16 protein-coding genes are annotated in these 21,834 nt (G+C 72.6%); 9 read left to right on the top strand and 7 right to left on the bottom strand.

Going from position 1 to position 21,834, the window contains the following annotated elements; all coding sequences use genetic code 11:
• The first annotated feature begins 17 nt into the window (after window positions 1-17).
• Both ACVHNB_RS12985 and ACVHNB_RS12980 read left to right on the top strand, forming a co-directional pair.
• Window positions 18-839, top strand: a complete 822-nt coding sequence (locus ACVHNB_RS12985) for an MEDS domain-containing protein (RefSeq protein ID WP_456228122.1) — start codon at window positions 18-20, stop codon at window positions 837-839.
• A gap of 6 nt (window positions 840-845) precedes the next feature.
• Complete coding sequence (locus ACVHNB_RS12980; RefSeq protein ID WP_456228121.1) at window positions 846-1,340, top strand: ATP-binding protein; 495 nt, start codon at window positions 846-848, stop codon at window positions 1,338-1,340.
• A gap of 33 nt (window positions 1,341-1,373) precedes the next feature.
• Here the strand turns inward: ACVHNB_RS12980 and ACVHNB_RS12975 are convergent, their stop codons facing one another.
• The 4 genes from ACVHNB_RS12975 to ACVHNB_RS12960 all read right to left on the bottom strand — a co-directional run bounded on the left by ACVHNB_RS12975 (window position 1,374) and on the right by ACVHNB_RS12960 (window position 8,084).
• On the bottom strand, window positions 1,374-2,219 hold the full coding sequence (locus tag ACVHNB_RS12975; RefSeq protein WP_428951152.1) for a siderophore-interacting protein: 846 nt from the start codon (window positions 2,217-2,219) through the stop codon (window positions 1,374-1,376).
• A gap of 9 nt (window positions 2,220-2,228) precedes the next feature.
• Window positions 2,229-2,924, bottom strand: coding sequence for a DUF2470 domain-containing protein (locus ACVHNB_RS12970; RefSeq protein WP_456228120.1), 696 nt, complete (start codon window positions 2,922-2,924; stop codon window positions 2,229-2,231).
• A gap of 106 nt (window positions 2,925-3,030) precedes the next feature.
• Complete coding sequence (gene yicI / locus ACVHNB_RS12965; RefSeq protein WP_456228119.1) at window positions 3,031-5,247, bottom strand: alpha-xylosidase; 2,217 nt, start codon at window positions 5,245-5,247, stop codon at window positions 3,031-3,033.
• Window positions 5,244-8,084, bottom strand: a complete 2,841-nt coding sequence (locus tag ACVHNB_RS12960; RefSeq protein WP_456228118.1) for a glycoside hydrolase family 3 C-terminal domain-containing protein — start codon at window positions 8,082-8,084, stop codon at window positions 5,244-5,246. Before ACVHNB_RS12960 ends, yicI begins: the two co-directional genes overlap by 4 nt.
• A gap of 209 nt (window positions 8,085-8,293) precedes the next feature.
• On the opposite strand from ACVHNB_RS12960, the gene ACVHNB_RS12955 reads away from it, so the two are divergent.
• The 6 genes from ACVHNB_RS12955 to ACVHNB_RS12930 are packed head-to-tail and all read left to right on the top strand — an operon-like array spanning window position 8,294 to window position 16,871.
• On the top strand, window positions 8,294-9,967 hold the full coding sequence (locus tag ACVHNB_RS12955; protein WP_456228117.1) for an extracellular solute-binding protein: 1,674 nt from the start codon (window positions 8,294-8,296) through the stop codon (window positions 9,965-9,967).
• On the top strand, window positions 9,967-11,001 hold the full coding sequence (locus ACVHNB_RS12950) for an ABC transporter permease (RefSeq protein ID WP_428951157.1): 1,035 nt from the start codon (window positions 9,967-9,969) through the stop codon (window positions 10,999-11,001). The genes ACVHNB_RS12955 and ACVHNB_RS12950 overlap by 1 nt, the downstream gene beginning before the upstream one ends.
• Window positions 10,998-11,924, top strand: coding sequence for a carbohydrate ABC transporter permease (locus tag ACVHNB_RS12945; protein ID WP_428951158.1), 927 nt, complete (start codon window positions 10,998-11,000; stop codon window positions 11,922-11,924). The genes ACVHNB_RS12950 and ACVHNB_RS12945 overlap by 4 nt, the downstream gene beginning before the upstream one ends.
• On the top strand, window positions 11,921-13,912 hold the full coding sequence (locus tag ACVHNB_RS12940) for a beta-galactosidase (RefSeq protein ID WP_456228116.1): 1,992 nt from the start codon (window positions 11,921-11,923) through the stop codon (window positions 13,910-13,912). Before ACVHNB_RS12945 ends, ACVHNB_RS12940 begins: the two co-directional genes overlap by 4 nt.
• Window positions 13,902-16,109: a glycosyl hydrolase family 95 catalytic domain-containing protein gene (locus ACVHNB_RS12935; RefSeq protein WP_456228115.1), complete on the top strand. Its 2,208-nt coding sequence runs from the start codon at window positions 13,902-13,904 to the stop codon at window positions 16,107-16,109. The genes ACVHNB_RS12940 and ACVHNB_RS12935 overlap by 11 nt, the downstream gene beginning before the upstream one ends.
• A 42-nt stretch (window positions 16,110-16,151) precedes the next feature.
• Complete coding sequence (locus tag ACVHNB_RS12930; RefSeq protein ID WP_456228114.1) at window positions 16,152-16,871, top strand: glycoside hydrolase family 12 protein; 720 nt, start codon at window positions 16,152-16,154, stop codon at window positions 16,869-16,871.
• A gap of 18 nt (window positions 16,872-16,889) precedes the next feature.
• Here ACVHNB_RS12930 and ACVHNB_RS12925 read toward each other — a convergent pair whose 3' ends face one another.
• From ACVHNB_RS12925 to ACVHNB_RS12915, 3 genes are all read right to left on the bottom strand, one after another.
• The gene (locus tag ACVHNB_RS12925) at window positions 16,890-17,906 is read right to left on the bottom strand and encodes a LacI family DNA-binding transcriptional regulator (RefSeq protein ID WP_456228113.1); all 1,017 of its coding nucleotides are present in this window, start codon (window positions 17,904-17,906) and stop codon (window positions 16,890-16,892) included.
• A gap of 223 nt (window positions 17,907-18,129) precedes the next feature.
• Complete coding sequence (locus tag ACVHNB_RS12920) at window positions 18,130-19,050, bottom strand: TIGR03564 family F420-dependent LLM class oxidoreductase (protein ID WP_456228112.1); 921 nt, start codon at window positions 19,048-19,050, stop codon at window positions 18,130-18,132.
• Between the two features lie 59 nt (window positions 19,051-19,109).
• Window positions 19,110-20,342, bottom strand: a complete 1,233-nt coding sequence (locus tag ACVHNB_RS12915) for an ROK family protein (protein WP_456228111.1) — start codon at window positions 20,340-20,342, stop codon at window positions 19,110-19,112.
• A 444-nt stretch (window positions 20,343-20,786) separates the two neighbouring features.
• On the opposite strand from ACVHNB_RS12915, the gene ACVHNB_RS12910 reads away from it, so the two are divergent.
• On the top strand, window positions 20,787-21,761 hold the full coding sequence (locus tag ACVHNB_RS12910; RefSeq protein ID WP_456228110.1) for a TauD/TfdA dioxygenase family protein: 975 nt from the start codon (window positions 20,787-20,789) through the stop codon (window positions 21,759-21,761).
• Window positions 21,762-21,834: the final 73 nt, after the last annotated feature.

Raw genomic sequence — 21,834 nt, 5'->3', positions numbered from 1 at the left:
CTGTTCCGGTGTGCTGCATGCCCACTGGGGAGCACGCCTGGGTGGGATTCGACGACGACGATGCCCGCTGGGACCTTCGGGCCGAATTCGCCCGGACGGGGCTGGCCCGTGGGGAACAGGTGTTCTTCTTCACCGACGCCGCCACCACACCCGACCGAGCCGTCGAACGGCTGCGGGCCTGCGGGCTGCCCGCCGGGGCGGCCCTTGCGGAGGGGCGCATCGGAGTGGTCAACGGCGCGCCCGGATACGACCCGGTCACCGGGTTCGATCCAGCGGCCAGAGCCCGCACCTGGGTGGACGTGACGGAGCGGGCCCGACGCCAGGGGTTCACGGGGGCACGGGCGATGGGCGACATGTCCTGGGCCGCCCTGCCCGGCGTCGATCACAGCGTCCTGGTCGACTACGAAGCCGGGCTCACCCCGCTCTTCGCCGAGATCGGATTCACCGCTGTCTGCGAATACGACCGCCGAGAGTTCGACGACGCTGCCCTCGGCCAGGTGTGCGGCGCCCATCCCGTCCGCGTACTGGAGCGTCTGGGCGCCCTGGACATCACCGCGACGGCCCGGGAACTGCGGATCGCCGGGGAGGCCGACCTGACCACACGGGAGGAGTTCGACTCGGCGCTCACGCGTGCCTTGACCGGCTCCGCCCCGCTCACGACGGTCGACCTTTCCGCTCTGTGCTTCATGGATGTCCACAGCGCCGCACTGCTGGTCCACCTCGCCTCCCGGCTTCCGCGCACCACGCTGCTCGAAGTCCGCTGCCGCCCCCGTCAGCTCAAGCTGCTCCGCTTCTGCGGCGCCGCGCAGGTGCCGCAACTGCTGCTGAGCGAAGGGTGATCCGGAATGGAATCCACTCGCCGTGGCGACGCCCCCGACCAGGAGGAGGCCGCTCCCGGTGAAGGGCAGGGCGACAGCACCGCGCGGGCCCTGGCGCAGCAGGTACTGCTCGAGCTGCGCTTCGCCGCGTCGGATCTGTCGCGGCTGCGTCGTCTCGTGGGCATGCACGCCGAGAACGCGGGGCTGCGCGATCCCCGGCTCGGCGACTTCGTCCTCGCCGTGAACGAGGTCGCCGGCCACGCCGTCGGCCACGGCGACAGCAGGGGCCGGCTCCTGCTGGAGGGTGCGCGGGACGCCCTGCGCTGCACCATCGCCGGCAACGGACCGGCCGGGACCGGTCCGGCTCCGCCCGCCGCGCCGCCGGACGGCGACGGGACCGAGACCGAGCGAGGCCGCGGGCTGCGGTTCGCCCGCGCTTTCACCGACCAGCTCGACATCACGGTCTGTGCCGCCGGTACGACCGTCACCCTGGTCATCCTGCTGGCCTGCGCACCGGCGTAGGCGCTGACCGGTCCGGCCGGAGCGGGCGTGCGGTCAGTGTCCGCGCCCCGCCTTCCAGTAGCCGCAGAACATGATGTGGTCCTTCGGTACGCCCTGCTCCACCCAGTGGCGGCGCAGGCCGGTGGCGAGGCCGGACTCGCCGACCGCCCAGCCGTAGAACGGACCGTCGGGCAGGGGCAGTTCGCGGGCCCGGGTCAGCGCCGCCGCACCGGGCACGGGCGGTCCGGTGGCGCCGCGCTCGACCCAGACGACCTCGATGCCGGGCGGCGAGCTCACCTCCTGGCGGTCGTCGGCCGTGGGGACCTCGGCGACGGCCGTGCCCGTGGCGTCGGCGGGCAGCGAGGCGAGCACCCCGGCGAGGGCGGGCAGCCCGGACTCGTCGGCGGCGAGGGCGAACCGGCGCACGCCGTCCGGGGGGTTGAAGCCGATGCCCTCGTCGACGAGGACGACGGCGTCGCCGGCGGAGCAGTTCCCGGCCCAGGCGGACGCGGGGCCCGGCGCGGCGCCGTGACCGTCGCCGTGCAGGACGAAGTCGACGTCCAGCTCCGGGCCGTCGGGACCGTCGGGCCGGTAGGCGCGGACGGTGTAGTTGCGCAGGACGGGCCGGGCGTCCTTCGGCGCGGCGAGCAGTTTGAGGTAGCTGAGCGTGGTGAGCCGCTCGGGCACGCGGTCGAGGGACGCGGCCGTGCCTCGCGGTGCGGGCAGGAAGAGCCGGAACCACTGGTCGTGGCCCATCGGCCGGAAGCGGGCGATGTCGCCGCCGCCCAGGGTGACGCGCATGAAGTGCGGCGAGAGGCGGTCGCGCCGCAGGACGTGGAGCCTGAGGGGCCCCGTCGTCCCGGGCTTGGTCCGCGCTGCCGCGAGGTTGCCGCGCTGCATGGCGTCTCCTCAGTAGTGGGTGCGGACGGCGGTGGGGTCGACGAGTTCCTGGATGCGCAGGCCCACGTCGTAGGGGCCGTGCGCCGGTGTCGGGAAGGCGACGCGGAGGTCCTCGTGCGAGGCGGCCTTCTCCAGGCGCAGCACGAGCCCCCTGCGGTCGAGGCGGACCGGGCGGATCTCGGTCACGTCCGCCAGGTCGTCTCCCCGGACGAGTTCGGCGAGTTCGACCAGGATGTCGGCGTGGCCGGTGTCGAGGTGGCCGAGGAGTTCCGCCTCCTGCGCCGCCAGCGGGTCCGGGGCCGCGGAGGCGAGGGCGGCGGCGTCGAGGGCGCGCACGGTGTCGCCCTCCGCGAGGGCGGCCCGCGCGGGGCGCAGCACCAGGGTGTCGGGCCCCGCGGGCGCGAGGCGTCCGCTGAGCGTGAGCCGGGCCCGCACCCGGTCCCGTACGGCGACCGGCGCGACGTCGGTGACCTCGGCGTGGACGGCGAGTCCGGAGCGCGGGGCGGCGGCGAGTTCGGCGCCGAGCCGGTGGTCGGCCGGATCGAGCAGCAGCAGCCGGGACGCGGCGTCCACGGTGTGCAGCACGACATGGTCGAGGCGGTGTCCGGCGGCGGTCGCGGTCAGCGCCAGCGAACCGGCGGCGGCGAGGATGGTCCTCGCCCGCTCGGCGTCGGTGGGCCGCGGGGGCATGACGGGGTTGGCCATCTCCACTCCTAGGTCAGGTAAGGCTTACCTTACTTAATCTGGGAAGGTGATGACACACCCCGGGGGTGCCGGACGCGCGACGGCCGCCCGGCACCCCGAAGGTTCGCTACAACTCCCGTACCTCGTAAGGGCTTTGCGTCCCGGTGACCTCGACGTCGATGTCCGGGCCGCGTGTCACCCGGTAGACGGCCCCTGCGCCGCCGTCCGGCCCCGGCACCGTCACGGTCACGTCCTCGGCGTCCGGCGTCACCAGGAGGGTCAGCCCGTCGGTCCAGTCGCCGTCGGGCCGCTGGTCGTCCGCGCCGAGGGGGACGACCGCCCCGGGCCTCACGTACAGCGGCAGGCCGTCGAAGCCGTGCCGCTCCATGCGCCAAGCCGGGCCCGTCACCCGCTCCCCCGTCAGCAGGTGCACCCAGGTGCCCTCGGGGAGGTAGAACTCGACGTCGCCCTCGGCCGAGAAGACCGGGGCCACCAGCAGGTCGGGGCCGAGCATGTACTGGCGGTCGAGCGTCCGGCACGTCGGGTCGTCGGGGAAGTCGAGGAGCATCGGCCGCATCACGGGGACGCCGGTGCGGTGCGCCTCGACCGCCGCGCCGTACAGATATGGCATCAGGCGGTGCTTGAGCAGCGTGAACCGCCGGGCCACGTCCACCGCCTCCTCGCCGAAGGCCCAGGGCACGCGGTAGGAGACGTTGCCGTGCAGGCGGCTGTGCGAGGAGAGCAGGCCGAAGGCGAGCCAGCGTTTGAAGACCGCGGGGTCGGGGGTGCCCTCGAAGCCGCCGATGTCGTGCGACCAGAAGCCGAAGCCCGACAGGGACAGGGAGAGGCCGCCGCGCAGGGACTCCGCCATGGCCGTGAAGGAGGCGAAGCAGTCGCCGCCCCAGTGCACCGGGAACTGCTGGCCGCCGGCCGTCGCCGAGCGGGCGAACAGGACCGCCTCACCGGCGCCCCGCTCCTTCTCCAGGAGTTCGAAGACGGTGCGGTTGTAGAGCTGCGTGTAGTAGTTGTGCATGCGCTGCGGGTCGGAGCCGTCGTGCCAGACGACGTCCGTGGGGATCCGCTCGCCGAAGTCCGTCTTGAAGCTGTCGACGCCCTGGTCGAGCAGACCGCGGAGCTTGCCCGCGTACCAGGCGCGGGCCGCCGGGTCGGTGAAGTCGACCAGCGCCATGCCGGGCTGCCACAGGTCCCACTGCCAGACGTCGCCGTTCGGGCGCCGCACCAGATGGCCCTGGGCCGCGGCCTCGTCGAACAGGGCCGACTTCTGCGCGATGTAGGGGTTGATCCACATGCTGATACGCAGGCCCCGCGCCTTGAGACGGCGCAGCATGCCCACCGGGTCGGGGAAGACCTCGGGGTCCCACGCGAAGTCCGACCACTGGTACTCGCGCATCCAGAAGCAGTCGAAGTGGAAGACGGTGAGCGGGATGGCGCGCTCGGCCATCCCGTCGACGAACGACGTCACCGTCTCCTCGTCGTACTCCGTGCAGAAGGACGTGGTGAGCCACAGGCCGAAGGACCAGGCCGGCGGCAGGGCCGGGCGCCCGGTGAGTGCGGTGTAGCGGCGCAGCACGTCCTTCGGGGCCGGCCCTGCCACCACGTAGAACTCGACCGACTGGTCCTCGACGCTGAACTGGAGCCGGCCGACGGACTCCGTGCCGATCTCGTAGCTGACCTTGCCCGGATGGTTGACGAGGACGCCGTAGCCGCGGGAGGAGAGGTGGAACGGGACGTTCTTGTAGGCCTGTTCACTGCTCGTGCCGCCGTCGGCCTGCCAGATGTCGACGGTCTGGCCGTTCCTGACGAACGGGGTGAACCGCTCGCCGAGCCCGTAGATGTGCTCGCCGACGCCGAGGGCCAGCTGGGCGACCATGTGGTGGGCGCCGTCGGGGGTGGTGGCGAAGGCGGCGCCCTTGCGCTCGATCGCCGTCAGCCGGCGGCCCGTCGTCGTGTCGAGGAAGTCGAGGCCCCACTCCCCCGACGAGTCCAGGCGCACGCTGATCGGGCCCGACGTCAGTTCGGTCACCGTGCCGTCGCGGGTGACGCGCGCGCCGCCCGAGCCCTCCGTGGGCAGCAGCTCGAAGTCGGGGCCGCGGTGCAGCTTGCCCGCGTGGTGGGTGAACCGGACCCCGATGACCCCCTCGGCGGGCGAGAAGCAGTCCACTCTGATCAAAGGGGAGTTGAGGGTGTCCCCCCGGTCGCGGACCTGCCGGACGGCGGCGTACGCGGTGAACCGGTCCGCCGCGACCCGGATGTCGCGGACCTCCGTGGCGTACGAGGCGGAGACTCCATCACGCATCAGCCAGAAACCGTCGGTGAACTTCATGCGTCAACCCCTCGTGAAGGGAGGTCGGTCCCCCGTGGGATGAAGGTGAGCCGGGCCAGGCGGACCGCGCCGTGCAGCCGGACGGACAGGTCGCGCACGCCGGTGGCGGTGAAGTCGGCGTCCACAGTGGCGTAGGCGTACGGGCCGCCGGTGTCCGGGACCGTGACGCGGCAGTCCGGGCCGAGCTCGACGATTCCCGCGCCGGCCGCCTCGACGCGTACGCCACAGACTCCTTCGGGCCCGAAGTCGCAGTCTCGGTAGCGGAGTTCGCCGGTTCCGGTGACCGCGTCCCCGGCCGTCCGCGTCCGGTCGACGATCTCGGTGCCGCGCTGCTCGTCGTACGCGGCGGCGTCCAGGCCGCGGGCGAGCACCGGCCGGGGCATCCGCGCGTCGCCGTCGAGGGTCAGGCGCGTGGTGAGCCGGATGTCCTCGCTGGAGGCGCCGACGAGCAGGTCGTACGTCCCCGCGGCGACGCTCCAGCGGTCGCGGGCGACGTCCCAGTGGCCGAGGTCGGCGACCGGCACGCCGAAGGTGACGCGCTCGGACGCCCCGGCGGCGAGGGGGAGCCTGCGGTGGGCGAGGAGCTGACGGCGCGGGCGCGGCACGGACGCGTCGCGCGGGCGGACGTACAGCTGCGGCACCTCGTCGGCGGGGCGCGTCCCGGTGTTGGTGACGGTGAACGTGATCTCCAGCGTGTCCGCGGCGCGGGTGACGAGGAGGCCGTCGTAGGCGAACGAGGCGTAGGACAGGCCGTGTCCGAACGGGTAGAGCGGGGCGCCCTCGAAGTAGAGGTAGGTCTGGCGGGAACCGATGATGTCGTAGTCGAGCAGCCCCGGCAGGTCGGTGTCGGCCGCGTACCAGGTCTGCGGGAGGCGTCCGGCGGGTGAGGTGTCGCCCGCGAGGACCCGGGCGAGCGCGCGGCCCGCGGCCTGGCCGCCGTGTGCGGTCCACAGCAGCGTGGGCAGCTCTGCGTGGGCATCGGGGACGGCGTACGGGTAGGCGCTGACGAGGGCCAGGGCGGTGCGCGGGTTCGCCGCGCGGGCCGCGCGCCACAGACGGCCCTGGTGCGGGGGCAGGGCGAGGGTCGTGCGGTCCTCGGTCTCGCGGCCGTTGATGTGCGGGTCGTTGCCCGCCACGACGATCACCACGTCGGCGTCGGCGGCGGCCCGGGCGACGGCGTCCTCGCCGCGCTCCACGAACTCCACGGAAAAGAGGGTGCCCTCGTCGGCAACCCGTACGCCGTCGGCGGCGACATGGACGTACCGACCCGTTCCGTGGTGCCGCAGGAGGTGACCGTCCCCATGGGGTTCGAGCGTGTACGTCTCCTGGACGATCCAGCCGCCGGGCTGCTCGGCGGACGCCCGCACCCGGCCGTCCTCGGCGACCGAGAGATAGCGGCCGTCGGGCGCGCGCAGGGTGACGACGCCGTCGCCCCAGTCGGCCAGGGCGAGTTCGGTGCCGTGCTCGGCCGCGGTGGTGAGCGGCGGCAGGTCGGTGCGGCCCGCGAGGAGGGCGGGGTCGAGGGCGCCGTCGGCGGCGCCGGTCCCCGCCTGCGCCTCCGCGGGGGCGTCGGGGACGACGAGCCACCCGTGGTCGCAGCGCAGCCGCACCCGGTCGACGCCTTCCGCGAAGGTGACGCGGTCCGCGCCGAACCGTGCCCGCAGTCCGTCGAGCGGTGTCGAGCGGTGCAGCAGCGTGCCGCTGTACCAGTCCGTCTTGCACTCGTCGGCGAGCAGCCCGACCACCGAGATCCGGGTGCCGTCGGCCAGCGGCAGCAGGCCGTCGTTCTTGAGCAGCACGACGGCCTGCTCGGCGGCCTCGTGGGCGAGCGCGCGATGTGCCTCGGTGTCGAAGTCCCGTACGTCCGCGAAGGGATCGCCCTCCTCGAACTCGCCGAGCCGCAGCCGCACGTCGAGCTGCCGGCGCACGGCGGTGTCGATGCCGGCTTCCGAGATCAGCCCCTGGTCGAGGGCGCGGCGCAGCCGTCCCACGATCGTCGAGGAGTCCGTGCCGTGGTCGGTGAAGCTGTCCACGCCCGCGGTGAGCGCGGCGGCGACGGCCTCCTCGTGGGTGTCGAAGTAGTGCTCGGAGTCGACGAGGTTGCTGGGCGCGCCCGCGTCCGAGCAGACGAGCAGCTCCTGGTCGGTCCAGGTCCTCAAGTGGGCGCGCAGATACGGCGATACGTGGTTGGGCCGGCCGTTGACCAGGTTGTAGGCGGGCATGACGCCGGCCACGGCGCCCGCCTCGACGGGGGCGCGGAAGGCCCTGAGGTCGTACTCGTGCAGGACGCGCGGGCGCACGGAGGAGTTCGAGGTGTCCCGGTCGGTCTCGTTGTTGTGGGCGAGCCAGTGCTTGAGGACGGGGGCGGTGCGCCAGTACGTGGGGTGGGTGCCGCGCAGGCCGCGGGTGTAGGCGGTGGCGATCGCGGCGGTCAGGTGCGGGTCCTCGGAGTAGCCCTCCTCGTTCCGGCCCCACAGCGGGTGGCGCAGCAGATTGACGGTGGGCGCCCAGACGTTGAGCCCGACGCGGTCGTCGCGTTCGCGCATCGCCCGCACCTCGGCGGAGACGGCGTCGCCGACCCGGCGCACGAGGTCGTCGTTCCAGGTCGCGCCGAGACCGACGGCCTGCGGGAACACGGTGGCCGGCCCCATCCACGCGACGCCGTGCAGTGCTTCCTGTCCGGTGCGGAACGCGGCGAGGCCGGCCCGCTCGACGGCGGGCGTGTACTGGTGCAGCAGCGCGATGCGTTCGTCGAGCGTCAGCCGGGCCAGCAGGCCGTCGACGCGCTTGTCCGCCGGTGGCGCGGAGCCCGGGTGGAGCGGGGTTCTGTCGGTCACGTGCGGGTCCCTTGGCGAAGGTGGATAAGAAATCCTCGAAGCGCTTCGATGCTCCGTATCCGGCCCGGCATGTGTCAAGGGCGTTGCACCGAAAGTCAGTTGAGGAATTCCGCGCACCAATCTTGTGACCCCGGAAACGTTCCCCTAGCCTCGCTGCAACATCGAAGCGCTTCGACACAGATGCGACGCGTTCCTTGAAGGGTGCAGCAATGACGCCGAACTCGCCTTCCGCCTCCGCTCCCAGCCGGAGACGTTTCCTGGCCTCCACCGCCGTGGCCGCCGCTGCCGTGGCCGGTGGGGTGCCGCTGCTCACCGCCTGTGGCGGATCGGACAGCAAGGACCGGGAAGGCGCGACGTCCGGGAAGGACGCGGCCAAGCTGCTGCCGGCCTTCGTGGCGAGCAGGCTCGCTCCGCCGGACCTCCCGTCGAAGAACGGCTCGGCGGCGGGCTACACCGGCAAGGTGGAGCTCTCGGCCCTGGCGACCTCGGTCCCGGACAAGCTCGCGACCGGCGCTCCCCTCAAGGTCATGGCCCCGTTCTGGGGCTCCCCGCCGAAGCCCGGCTGCGCCTACTACACGCAGCTCGACAAGGCGGCGGGCACCAGGATCACCTGGCAGAACCAGGACGGCAACGAGTACGGCGAGAAGCTGGGCGCCGTCCTCGCCTCCAGCGCGATCCCCGACATGGTCGTGGTGCCGGGCTGGGAGCTGGTCGGGAAGATCCCGAACGCGGTCACCGCGAAGTTCATGGACCTCGGCCCGTACCTCGCGGGCGACAAGGTCAAGAAGTACGCGAACCTCGCCGCGATCCCCTCCGACTCCTGGCGCATGGGCATCTTCGGCGGCGCGCTGCGCGGCATCCCGATGCCCTCGGCGAGCTCGACCTTCATCGTGCCCTACTACCGCAAGGACATCTTCGACAAGAAGGGCTGGTCCGTCCCCAAGTCCCCTGAGGAGTTCCTGAGTTGGGCCAAGGAGGCGACCAGTTCCAAGGCCAAGGTGTACGCCTGCGGCGACATGAGCTGGACGGCCTTCAACATCTTCGGGGTGCGCGCCTCCGGCCCGCTCGGCTGGACGCTGGAGGGCGGGAAGATGCAGTACCGCGTCGAGCAGCCCGAGTATCTCGAGGCGCTCGAGTGGACCCGCAAGCTGTTCGACGCGGGCGTGGTGCACCCCGATGACAAGGCGCGCTCGGGCGACGCGAGCAACCGGTTCGTCGCGGGCCAGATCCTCGCCTACAACAACGACTTCTCGCACTGGTACACCAAGACCGCCGAACAGGCGAAGTCCAACCCGGACTTCGTCATCGACGGCATGGACATCTTCGGCGCGGACGGCGGCGACCCGGTCCTGCACGCGGGCCAGCCCGCCACCATCTGGTCGTTCGTCCGCAAGGGCGCCTCCAAGGCGACGGTCGAGAACGCGCTCGCCGCCGCCGACTTCGCGGCCGCCCCGTACGGCACCAAGGAACGGATGCTCGTCGACTACGGCGTCGAGGGCACCCACTACACGGTCGAGGACGGCGTCCCGGTCAAGAACGACCTGGGCAACTCCGAGGTCATCAACGCCTGGGTCATGCTGGCCGGACCCGCCCCCTACGTCGCGCACCCCGACCACCCCGGCATCGCCCGCAAGAAGGTCGAGTGGGAGCAGCGGATGGGCGCGTTCGCGAAGAAGACCTCCACGTACGGCATGAACATCGTCGAGCCGTCCCGGTACGCGAACCTCTCCAGCCAGTTCGAGCAGCTGGAGATCGACTACGTGCGCGGCAACAAGAAGCTGTCCGACGTGCAGGCCGCCATCTCCACCTGGAAGTCCTCCGGCGGCGACAAGCTGCGCGACTGGTACCAGAAGCTCGTCGAGAAGAACGGCAGCGGCAACTGATGTCTCTCACGGCCGGGAGCAGGCCCGAGGGCGCGCGTGCCGCGGTGGCCGTCGAGGAGCCGGCGGCCGCCGCCCCGGCCGAGGGGAAGCGGGCGCGCCGGGCCGACCGGGTCCCGTGGCGGGACCGGCTGCGCCGTGACCGGACGCTCATCCTGATGACGCTGCCCGCCGTCGGTCTGCTCCTGCTCTTCAACTACGTACCGCTGCTCGGCAACGTCGTCGCCTTCCAGGACTACGACCCGTACGTCTCCAGCAACGGCATCACGGCGATCCTGCACAGTCCCTGGGTCGGCGTGGAGCAGTTCTCGCGGATGTTCGGCGACCCGCTGTTCTGGGACGCGGTGGGCAACACCCTCGTGCTGTTCGTGCTCCAGCTGGTGCTGTTCTTCCCGGTCCCGATCGCCCTCGCGCTGCTCATCAACAGCGTGATCCGGCCCCGGGTGCGGGCCGTCGCGCAGGCGATCATGTACTTGCCGCACTTCTTCTCGTGGGTGCTCGTCGTCACCGTGTTCCAGCAGGTCTTCGGCGGCGCGGGCATCATCGCCCAGACCCTGGAGAACCACGGGTGGGGCGGCTTCGACCTGATGACGGACGCGAGCCTGTTCAAGTACCTGGTCACCGCGCAGGCCGTGTGGAAGGACGCCGGCTGGGGGATCATCGTGTTCCTCGCCGCGCTCGCCGCCGTCAGCACCGATCTGTACGAGGCCGCCGCGATGGACGGCGCGGGCCGATGGCGCCGCATGTGGCACGTCACGCTGCCCGCGCTGCGGCCGGTGATCGCGCTGCTGCTCGTGCTGCGCGTGGGCGACGCGCTCAGCGTCGGCTTCGAGCAGTTCCTGCTCCAGCGCGACGCCGTCGGGACGGGTGCGAGCGAGGTGCTCGACACCTACGTGTGGAACATGGGCATCCAGAACGGCGACTTCAGCTACGCGGCCGCGGTCGGCCTGGTCAAGGGCGTCATCGGGGTCTGTCTCGTCCTGGGCGCGAACAAGTTCGCGCATCTCCTCGGCGAGCAGGGGGTGTACAAGAAATGAGCCTCAACACGCAGTTGATCCGCAGCCTGAAGGCCCCGGCCCGGCCCGTGTGGGAGGAGCCGCCGAACCGTGCGGGGCTCACCGCGAAGGGCGGTCTGCTCGCGCTGTGCTGCCTCGGGGTGCTCGGCCCGCTGTGGATCGTGATCGTGACGAGCCTGTCCCCCAAGCCCGTGATCGACCGGGCCGGCGGCCTGGTCGTGCTCCCGCAGGGCATCACCTTCGTCAACTACACGGAGCTGCTCAGCGGCGGCCAGGTCAGCCGGGCCATCCTGGTGTCGGCCGGCGTCACCCTGTTCGGCACGCTGTTCTCGATGGCGGTGTCGGTGCTCGCGGCCTACGGCCTGTCCCGGCCGGGCAGCCTCGGCCACCGGTTCTTCCTGATGACCATGATGGCGACGATGTTCTTCGGCGCAGGCCTCATCCCGACGTACCTGCTGGTGCAGTCGCTGGGGCTGACCGACACCTATCTGTCGCTGATCCTGCCGAGCGCGGTGAGCGTCTTCAACATCCTGGTCCTGCGGGCCTTCTTCATGGGGATCTCGCCCGAGCTCACCGAGTCCGCCCGTATCGACGGGGCAGGTGACCTGCGCATCCTGCTGACCATCATCATGCCGCTGTCGCGGGCGGTGCTCGCCGTCATCTCGCTGTTCTACGCGGTGGGGTACTGGAGCGCCTGGTTCAACGCCTCGATCTACCTCACCGACCAGCGGATGCTGCCGCTGCAGAACGTGCTGATCCAGCTCGTCCAGAAGCACACCGAGGCCCCGACCGGTCTCGCGCAGGCGGTCCGCTCGGGTGAACTGTCCGCGCTGGGGCTACAGATGGCCGTCATGGTGCTGGCACTGATCCCGGTCGCGGTGGCGTCGCCGTTCGTCCAGCGCCACTTCAAGAAGGGCATGCTGACGGGGGCGGTGAAGGGGTGACCATCGCGCATGAGGGCCGGCTGCTCTTCGGCGGCGACTACAACCCCGAGCAGTGGCCCGAGGAGGTGTGGGCCGACGACGTACGGCTCATGAAGGAGGCCGGCGTCACCTCGGTCACGGTCGGCGTGTTCGCGTGGGCGCGGATCGAACCACGCCCGGGAGCGCGGGAGTTCGGCTGGCTGGACCGGCTCCTCGACCTGCTGCACGCGCACGGCATCGGCGTCGTCCTCGCCACGCCGACCGCCTCCCCGCCGCCGTGGCTGGGCCGCCTGCACCCGGAGACGCTGCCGCGCGACGAGGACGGGCGGACGGTGTGGTGGGGCTCGCGCCAGCAGTTCGCGCACTCCTCCGCCGTCTACCGCCGGCACGCCGCCGCGATCACCGAGGACCTCGCGGTCCGCTACGGCCGGCACCCGGCCCTGCGGATGTGGCACATCAACAACGAGTACTGCACGTTCGACTACGGCGACGAGGCGGCCCGCGCGTTCCGCGACTGGCTGCGCGCCAAGTACGACACCCTCGACGCGCTCAACGCGGCCTGGGGCACGGCCTTCTGGAGCCAGCACGTCGAGACGTGGGAGGACGTGATCCCGCCGCGCCGGGCCCAGTACCTGCGCAATCCGGCCCAGCTCCTGGACTTCCGCCGCTTCACCTCGGACGCGCTCATGGAGTGCTACGTCGCCGAACGCGACCTGGTCCGCCGCCACTCCCCCGCGCACATCCCGGTCACCACCAACTTCATGCCGCTGTGGGTGGGCCAGGACGGCTGGGCGTGGGCGGCGCAGGAGGACGTCGTCTCCGTGGATGTCTATCCCGATCCGCGCGATCCGCTGGGCGGCCAGTACAACGCGATGATCGCGGACATGACGCGCAGTCAGGCGCGGGGGCCGTGGATGCTGATGGAGCAGGCCGCCGGTCCGGTGAACTGGCGCGGGGTCAACCACCCCAAGCCGGCCGGCCTCAACCGCCTCTGGTCGCTCCAGGCCGTGGCGCGCGGCGCGGACGCGGTCTGCTACTTCCAGTGGCGGCAGTCCCGGCAGGGCGCGGAGAAGTTCCACTCCGGGATGCTCGGGCACGCGGGCGAGGAGGGCCGCTCGTTCGCCGAGGTGAAACGGATCGGCGCCGAACTCGCACAGCTCAGCAGCGAGGTGACGGGCACTCAAGTGCCTTCGCAGATAGCCGTGTTGCACGACTGGCACTCCTGGTGGGCGGGCACTCAGGACGGCAGGCCGTCGACGCGGGTCGTGTACGAGGACGTGGTGCGGGCCTGGCACCGGGCCTTGTGGGAGGCCCACCTCACCGCCGACTTCGCGCATCCCGAGCACGACCTGTCCGCGTACGAGGTGGTCGTCGTGCCGCAGCTGTATCTGCTGACGGACGCGGCCGTCGAGAACCTGGTGGCGTACGTGCGGGGCGGCGGGACGCTCGTGTGCGGGTTCTTCACCGGGACGGCCGACGCCGACGACCGGGTACGGCCCGGCGGCATGGACGCCCGGCTGCGGGAGCTGTTCGGTATCCGCACGGTGCACGAGTGGTGGCCGCTGGAGGACCGGGAGACCGTGGACTGCGGGGAGTTCGCCGGCACGCTCTGGTCGGAGGAGCTGACGGCGGCGCCCGGCGTCGAGGTGGTGGCCGTGTACCGCGGCGGCGACCTCGACGGGCTGCCCGCCGTGCTGCGCCGCGGCCGCGCCTGGTACCTCTCCACGCTCCCCGAGCCCCCGGCGCTGCGCTCGCTGCTCGCGAACGTGGCCGCCGGGGCGGACGTACGGCCTCCACTGTCCGGCCTCCCCGCAGGGGTGGAGGCCGTGCGCCGGGGCGGGCTGCTGTTCCTGCTGCACCACGGGCGCGGTGACGTCACGGTCACGCTGCCGGACGGCACGGCCTACCGGGACGTGTTGAGCGGCGCCGCGCACACGGGGTCCGTGACGCTCGGCCGGTTCGGTGTCGCGGTGCTGGCGCGCGAGGCGCGGGGGCACGGTGCTGCCTGAGCATCCGCACGGCACGTGGGAGCCGGCCCCCGCCGGGCGCTGGGAGGACGCCTTCCTCAGCGGCAACGGCCGCCATGGCGCTCTCGTGTTCGGCGATCCGCACGACGACCGGGTGATCGTCACCCATCATGCGCTGGTCCGCCCGGACGGGGGGCCGCCGCCCCGGCCGCCGGCGCTGGCGGACCGGTTGCGTTCGCTCCAGGACCGGCTGCTGGACGGTGACGCGAGCGCCGCCGAGCGGTTCACGGACGACCGGGAGCTGCGCTGGGTGCAGGCGTTCCATCCGGCCTTCGTCGTGCGGTTCGTGCGGGACAGCGTGGTGTGGCGCGGCTACCGGCGCTCGGTCGACTTCGCGACGGGCGTGGCCGGGGCGCGGTGCGGCGGCTGGCACGGCCGGGTGTTCGTGTCCCGCGCGGACGACGTCGTCGTGCAGTACGTCACCGGGCCCGGGCTCGACGGGGCGCTCTCCCTCGACCACCGGCTCTCCGGGGTGCCGAGCGGGCTCGGGGTCGGCCGCTCCGTCGTCCTGACCCCGGCAGGTGCCCAGTTGACGCTGCGCTGCCGGTACCCGGGGAGCGACCTCGCGTACACGGGGGTGACGATCGCGCTGACGGACGGCGGGCGCGCCGCGGTGAGCGGCACCGGGGTCCGGGTCGTCGGCGCGTCCGGCCTGCTCCTGCTCACGCGGGTGCGCCGGCATCCCGGGGAGCTGGACGCGGGCGCCGAGGCGGCCGGGCTGGCCGCGCTGGTGACGGGCGACGCGGCGACGACGTACGAGCGGCTCCTCGCCCGGCACGAGGCGCTGCACCGCACCGCGTACGAACGGGTCACGTTCAGTCTGAACGCGCCCCTCACCGAACGCGGCCTGGCGGGCTCCGAGCTGCTGGAGCGGACCGGGAGTCACGCCCTCCTGGAGCGGCTGTTCGCCGCGGGCCGCTATCACCTGCTCAGCGCGTCCGGCGCCCTGCCGCCCCGGCTCACGGGGTTGTGGACCGGCGCGTGGGACACGGCCTGGTCGGGCGCGTTCACCACGGACGCCAATCTCAACCTCCAGACGGCATCCGCGGCCGTCTGCGCGCTGCCCGAGGTGACCGATGCGCAAGGGGCGCTGATCCAGGGGCAGTTGGCGGACTGGCGGGACAACGCGCGGGAGATCTTCGGGGCGCGCGGCATCGTCGCGCCCGCGCACACCGACGGCACGTCGGGGCACGCGTACCACTTCCAGCGCGCCTGGCCCGTGCACCTGTGGACGGCCGGAGCCGACTGGCTCCTCACGCCTCTCGTCGAGCAGGCCGAGACGACGGGGGTGCGGCCCGCCTGGCTCCGTGAGGCCATTCGCGAACTCGCCCTGTTCTACGAGGACTTCCTCACCCGGACGGGCCCCGACGGGCGCGTGGTGGTCGTGCCGTCGTACTCGCCGGAGAACCGGCCCGCGAACGCGAGCTGGGGCACGCTGAACGCCACGATGGACATCGCGGCGGCCCGGCACGCCCTGCGCACCGCCGCCGCGTGGGACCCGGGACCCGACGGCGACCGGCGGCGCGCACTCGCCGACCGGCTGCCCGACTTCCGGATCAACTCCGACGGGGCGCTGGCCGAATGGGCCTGGCCGGGCCTCGACGACTCCTACGATCACCGGCACCTCAGCCACCTGTACCCGGTGTGGCCGCACCAGGACATCAACCCGTACGACACACCGGAGTGGGCGAAGGCGGCGCACCGGGCGCTGGAACTGCGCGGCGCCGAGAACGACTCGGCGCACGGCCACCTCCACCACGCCCTGGTCGCGGCCCGCCTGCGCGACCCGGACCGGGTCGCGCAGGCCCTGAGCCGGGTGCTGAGCGGCGACTACTTCCACCGCTCCCTGATGAGCGCGCACTATCCGCGCCGCGACGTGTACAACGCCGACGCCGCGCACACGCTGCCCGCGCTGCTCACCGAGACCCTGCTCCAGTCCGCTCCCGGCCGGCTCGTGCTGCTGCCGGCCCTGCCCGCGGCCTGGCCGCGCGGTTCCGTGTCCGGTCTGCGCACCCGGTTCGGCGCGCGCGTCGACCTGGCGTGGGGCGGCGGCCGCTGCACGGCTCTCGTGCGCCCGGACCGCGACGCGGACGTGGACCTGCAGACCCCCGCCGGCGGATCCGGGCGGCTGCGCCTGACCGCCGGCGAGGACCGCGAACTCGTGCTGAGTACGCGGTAGTTCCTCCCCCACGAAACCCCACCGACCATGGAAAGGGACACCATGGCACCCACCGCACGACCCTCCGTACGACGCCGCACGCTCCTCGGCTCCGCGATGGCCGCCTCGGCCGCGCTCGCCCTCGCCGCCGCCCCCGCGCAGGCGGCGGTCTGGTCGTCGTCCGAGCAGTGGGGCAACTACACCACTTCGGACGGCTACACCCTCTACAACAACATCTGGGGCTCGGGCGCGGGCTCCCAGACGATCTGGGCCAACTCCTCGTCGAACTGGGGCGTGTGGGCGAACCACCCGAACACGGGCGGCATCAAGTCCTACCCGAACGCGAAGAAGGTCGTGAACAAGCCGATCAGTGCACTGTCCTCCCTCACCAGCGGCTACAACGTGACGGTGCCGTCGTCGGGCGCGTACAACACGTCGTACGACATCTGGGACAGCGACTACGACCACGAGGTCATGCTCTGGGTCAACTACAACGGCGCCGTCGGCCCGCTCGGCACCTCGCAGGGCACTGTCACGCTCGGCGGTCACACCTGGACCGTCTACAAGGGGAACAACGGCGCCAACGAGGTCTACTCGTTCCTGCGCACCTCGGACTCGACGTCCGGCACGGTGAACATCCTGCCGATCCTGAAGTGGATCAAGGACACCAAGGGCTGGTGGGGCGACGAGACGATCGGTGACGTCCAGTTCGGCTACGAGATCACGTCGTCGGCGGGCGGCCTGGACTTCACCACGAACAGCTTCAGCGTCTTCGGCGGCTGACGCCGTCCGATGCGCGGCTCAGGCTCCGGGGGGCGCCTGAGCCGCGCTCTCGCGCACGGTCAGCTCCGGTGCGATCAGGGCGACTTCCTCGTCCGAGCCGCGCCCCTCGATCCGGGCGATGACCTGCTCGACGGCGCGCCGCCCCATCTCCTGCGCGGGCACCGCGACCGAGGTGAGCGGCACCGAGGCGTGCGCGGCGACCTGCTCGGGGCAGACGGCGACGACCGACACGTCCTCGGGCACGGCGCGGCCCGACTGGCGCAGCAGGGCGAGCAGCGGGTCGGTCGCGGCCTCGTTCTGCACGACGAACGCGGTCGTGCCGGGCCGCTCGTCGAAGATCCGCGACAACGTTGCCGAGACCGAGGCGTACGAGCCCTCGCAGGGGCGGTGCAGCAGCCGCAGGCCCAGTTCGTTGCTGCGCTCGCGCAGGCCCGTCAGGGTCCGCTCGGCGAATCCGGTGCGCCGCTCGTACACCGCGGCGGCCTCGCCGATGACCGCGATCTCACGGTGCCCGAGGTCGGCCAGGTGCTGGGCGCAGACGGCTCCGGCGGCGGCGAAGTCGAGGTCCACACAGGTGAGTCCCGCGGTGTCGGACGGCAGTCCGATCAGGACGGCGGGGCGGCTCGCGCTGCGCAGCAGCGGCAGCCGCTCGTCGTCCAGCTCGACATCCATCACGATCATGGCGTCGGCGAGCGCGCTGCCCTCTATGCGGCGCACCGCCTGGGCGCCCTCCTCGCCGGTGAGCAGCAGGATGTCGTAGCCGTGGGTGCGGGCGGCGGTGGCGACGGCCATCGCGATCTCCATCATCACCGGCACGTACATGTCGGTGCGCAGCGGCACCATCAGCGCGATGATGTTCGACTTGCTGCTGGCCAGGGCCCGCGCGCCCGCGTTCGGGTGGTAGCCGAGCTGGCGCACGCTGCTCTCGACGCGCTCGCGGGTGGCGGCGGAGATGGACCGCTTGCCGCTGAGGACGTAGCTCACGGTGCTGGCGGAGACTCCGGCGTGCCGGGCGACCTCGGCGAGCGTGACCATGTCGTTCTCCTGAGCCGTTACGAAAGGACGAAGCGACGCCGGCGCGAAGCGCTTCGACGGGGGCGGAATGCCTTTGACCGTTCGACAGGTCGACCCTATGGGGGCCGACGGTCGCCTGTCCAGGAGTCTGTCGAAGCGCTTCGACAGCCGACGCCCGCCCCGCCCCCTCCGCACAGAGTAATGACAGGTTGCCGCGCTCGGGCACGGGACGGGGAAGTAGGCGTCAGGCCAGTTCGCCCAGCACCTCCCAGGTGCGCAGCCGGGACTCGTCGCCGTCGGCCTCGGTCACCGAGACGACGACATCGGTGGCGCCCGCGTCGCGGTAGCGGCGCACCGCGTCGGCGAGGTGCTTCTCGTCGCCGACGACGGCGAGATCGGCGGGGTGGCTGTGCCCGGAGAGCTCGACGACGCGGGCGTAGGACGGGATCTGCGCATAGAAGGAGAGCTGCTCGTGGAGCCTCGGCCGCAGTGCGTCGGGGTCCGGGGTGACGACGCCGGGCACGAAGGCGACGATGCGCGGTGCCGGGCGGCCCGCCTCCTCTGCGGCCCGGGTGACCTCGGGGACGATGTGTTCCTCCAGGGCGCGCGGGCCCGCGAGATACGGCAGGATCCCGTCGGCGAGGCGGCCGCTGACGCGCAGGGCCTGCGGGCCCATGGCGGCGACGAGCAGCGGGACGGGCGGCTCGGCGCCGGGCACGACGGCCGGCAGCGGGGTCCTCGCGGTGATCAGCTCACCCTCGAAGTCGGCCTGCCCGGTCTCCACCAGGTGCCGCAGCGCGGTGAGGAACTCCCGCAGCCGGGCGACGGGACGCTCGAACGGGAGGCCGAACGCGCCCTCGGTGACCAGCTTCGTGCCGAGCGCGAGCCCGAGGTGGTAGCGCCCGCCGGTGGCGGCCTGGGCCGTCTGCGCCTGGCTCGCCACGAGCAGCGGGTGCCGGCCGAAGACGGGGATCGCGGAGGTGCCGAGCCGGATGTCGGGGACGGCGTGGCCGACGAGTGCCGCGAGCGTCGGCGAGTCGTAGCCGAGGGTCTGCCCGAACCAGAGGGACGAGAGTCCCGAGGCGCGGGCCTCACGGGCCTGGCGCACCACGTCGTCGATGAGGAGGTTGGTGCCGGACGTGTCGAGTGTCACTCCCACAGTCATGACCGGGAGAACGCGATCACGCGGGGAGCGGATTCCCCCTGGAACATGAACAGTTCGTGTCAGCCCGCGCCGGTGAGCAGTGCGTCGCCCGCCTGCAGGGGGTTCTTGAACAGCCGGTTCAGGAGCACGGTTCCGGCGGCGACGGGGAGCACGGCCGGTCCGGCGTGCGGGCTGACGATCCGTCCGGGGTCGTCGCAGACGTGCGAGTGGTCGACGGCGGCGCCCCGGATCTCCTCCAGGTACGCGGAGTTGAGCACGCTCGACTGCTCGGTGATCACCACGAGATCGGGGTTGAGCACGTCCAGCAGCAGCGCGACCGACCGGCCGACGGCCCGCGCCCGGGCGCGCAGCAGCCGGTCGGCGCGCGGATCGCCGGCCGCCGCCGCGTCCCACAGGAGCATGGCGTGCGGCTCGGGGATGATGCCGCGGCGCACGGCGGTCTCGGCGAGGACGGTGTCGGAGGCGGTGGCCTGCAGGCAGCCGGTGCGCCCGCAGGCGCAGCGCTCGGTCGAGTCCGGCACCGGCAGATGGGCCACGTCGCCCGCCCCGGAGCGTGGTCCGCGGTGCACGACGCCCGCGATCCCGAGGGCGGCGTCGACGACGTTCCCGACGAAGAGGTGGACGAGGCTGCGCCGCGCGGCGGGCCGCCCGAAGAGGATCTCCGACTGGGCGATGGCGCGGGCGTGGTTGTCGAGGCGGACCGGCAGGCCGAGCGCCCGGGAGAGCTCGGCGGCGAGCGGGCGGTGACGGAAGCCCAGCGCGTCGTGCCGCACGACGGTCCCGGCGACGGGCTCGACCCAGCCGCCGAGCATGGCCCCGACGCCGAGCAGCGGCCTGCCCTTCGGCCGTCCGGCGAGGAACTCCCGCAGTTCTACGGCGACTTGATCCGCGACGCGGCTCGGATCGAGGCCGTGGTGGCGGAAGGTCCGGCGGGCCACCACCCGGCCGCGCAGGTCCACCAGACCGAACGTGGAGGCCGGCACCCCGATGTGCAGCCCCCCGGCGAGTGGTCCGCCCGGGTCGCCGGTGTGCAGGTCGACGGGGATCTGCGGGCGCCCCACGGTCCCGCCGGCCGCCAGTTCCGGCAGGTCGCGCAGCAGGCCCCGGCGGCCGAGGTCGGTGCACTGGCGGGAGACGGCGGCCGGGCTCAGCCCGCTGAGCCGGGCGACGCCGCCGCGGGCGACGGGACCGTGATCGAGGACGGTGCGCAGCACGGTCGCGGCGTTGGCGTCGCGCCGGCCGTCACCGGCCATCCGCGCGGGAGGGGCCGTGGGGTCGTCGGTGGGCGGCATCGGGGTTCCTGGCGGAGGCGGCGGGGGCCCGAAGCCTACGCGGCCCCGGGCGGCGGCGGGGTCGGCAGTGTTGCGGCGCCGTGAATTCGCGAGGGGCGTGCCCGCGCCCGGCAGCCCTCTCGACTGTGCAGCTCAGAGCGGTACTTGGAGCTCGGAGAGCGCGGCCGGCCGACCGGCCGGGGCGGTTGACGCTCCGCGCGCACGGTTGCGACGCTCCGACCCATGTCCGCACCGACGTGTCCCCGCCACCTCTGTCCCTGAACTCTTTCAGCACCGTGACGCATGCGCCCCGCAAGGGGCGCGGGGAACTGCGCGACCAGCCACAGAACGCCTGAAGCCGCTATCGGAACGGCACCCCCGAACGCCGCGAGGCCGTGCCCACAGCACGCCCGCCCCAATTGCTTCCGCTCAGAAAGAAACCCCGCTCGAAAGGATCCGTCCCCCATGACCACGACCACCCCCGAGACGACCGTCACCGTGACCAAACTGGGCGGCCGCCTGGGCGCCGTCATCGAGGGCGTCCGTCTCTCCGGCGACCTGTCCTCCGAGACCGTCACCGTCGTCCGCGACGCCCTGCTCACCCACAAGGTCGTCTTCTTCCGCGGCCAGGACCATCTGGACACCGCGTCCCACGAGGCGTTCGGGCGGCTGCTCGGCACACCGGTGGCCCACCCCACCGTGCCGTCCACCGACGGCCGTTACTCGTTCCCCGTCGACTCGGACTACGGCGGCCGCGCCAACCAGTGGCACAGCGACGTGACGTTCGTCCCCGCCTATCCGGCGTTCTCCATCCTGCACGCCCGCACGGTCCCCCCGTACGGCGGCAACACCCTCTGGGCCAACACTGCGACGGCGTACGAGAACCTCCCCGCCCCGCTGCGGGAGCTCGCCCGCGGCCTGCGTGCGGTCCACTCGAACGACTACGACTACGCGGCCCTGCGTCCCGACGCGGTCCCGGAGCAGCTCCAGCGGTTCCGGGACGTCTTCGCCAAGATCAAGTTCCTGACCGAGCACCCGGTCGTGCGCGTCCACCCGGAGACCGGCGAACACACGCTTCTCCTCGGCAACTTCGTGCAGAGGATCTCCGGTCTCACCGGCCGCGACTCCCGCGACCTCATCGACCTGTTCCAGCGGCACATCGAGCGTCCGGAGAACACGGTCCGCTGGCAGTGGCGCGTCGGCGACGTCGCGATCTGGGACAACCGCGCCACCCAGCACTACGGCGTCGACGACTCCGACGGCCACGAGCGCAAGCTGGCCCGCGTCACCGTCGACGGCGACGTGCCGGTCGGTGTGGACGGCCGGCGCTCGGTGCTGCTGTCGCCCGAGTCCGTGCCCGAGCCGGAGCACGGGATCGCCTCCGGCGCCTCGACCGCCGGGACCGACGCCCCCACGGCGGTGCCTGCCGCCGCCGGGTGACTCACGCGCCCCCGGGCGGGCGGCGGCTCGCGTGTGCGCCGTAGGAGGGAGCCCGCCTGTCGCCGGGCAGGTG

This window comes from Streptomyces sp. YJ-C3 (assembly GCF_053891275.1).
Note: the sequence above shows the minus strand (reverse complement) of the source record. Positions and strands in the feature narration are given on the sequence as shown.

Bases quoted from the DNA above. Each gene is read 5' to 3' on its own strand.
- ACVHNB_RS12985 (WP_456228122.1), top strand. From the start codon at position 18: ATGCCCACTGGGGAGCACGCCTGGGTGGGATTCGACGACGACGATGCC.
- ACVHNB_RS12980 (WP_456228121.1), top strand. From the start codon at position 846: ATGGAATCCACTCGCCGTGGCGACGCCCCCGACCAGGAGGAGGCCGCT.
- ACVHNB_RS12975 (WP_428951152.1), bottom strand. From the start codon at position 2,219: ATGCAGCGCGGCAACCTCGCGGCAGCGCGGACCAAGCCCGGGACGACG.
- ACVHNB_RS12970 (WP_456228120.1), bottom strand. From the start codon at position 2,924: ATGGCCAACCCCGTCATGCCCCCGCGGCCCACCGACGCCGAGCGGGCG.
- yicI (WP_456228119.1), bottom strand. From the start codon at position 5,247: ATGAAGTTCACCGACGGTTTCTGGCTGATGCGTGATGGAGTCTCCGCC.
- ACVHNB_RS12955 (WP_456228117.1), top strand. From the start codon at position 8,294: ATGACGCCGAACTCGCCTTCCGCCTCCGCTCCCAGCCGGAGACGTTTC.
- ACVHNB_RS12950 (WP_428951157.1), top strand. From the start codon at position 9,967: ATGTCTCTCACGGCCGGGAGCAGGCCCGAGGGCGCGCGTGCCGCGGTG.
- ACVHNB_RS12945 (WP_428951158.1), top strand. From the start codon at position 10,998: ATGAGCCTCAACACGCAGTTGATCCGCAGCCTGAAGGCCCCGGCCCGG.
- ACVHNB_RS12930 (WP_456228114.1), top strand. From the start codon at position 16,152: ATGGCACCCACCGCACGACCCTCCGTACGACGCCGCACGCTCCTCGGC.
- ACVHNB_RS12925 (WP_456228113.1), bottom strand. From the start codon at position 17,906: ATGGTCACGCTCGCCGAGGTCGCCCGGCACGCCGGAGTCTCCGCCAGC.
- ACVHNB_RS12920 (WP_456228112.1), bottom strand. From the start codon at position 19,050: ATGACTGTGGGAGTGACACTCGACACGTCCGGCACCAACCTCCTCATC.
- ACVHNB_RS12915 (WP_456228111.1), bottom strand. From the start codon at position 20,342: ATGCCGCCCACCGACGACCCCACGGCCCCTCCCGCGCGGATGGCCGGT.
- ACVHNB_RS12910 (WP_456228110.1), top strand. From the start codon at position 20,787: ATGACCACGACCACCCCCGAGACGACCGTCACCGTGACCAAACTGGGC.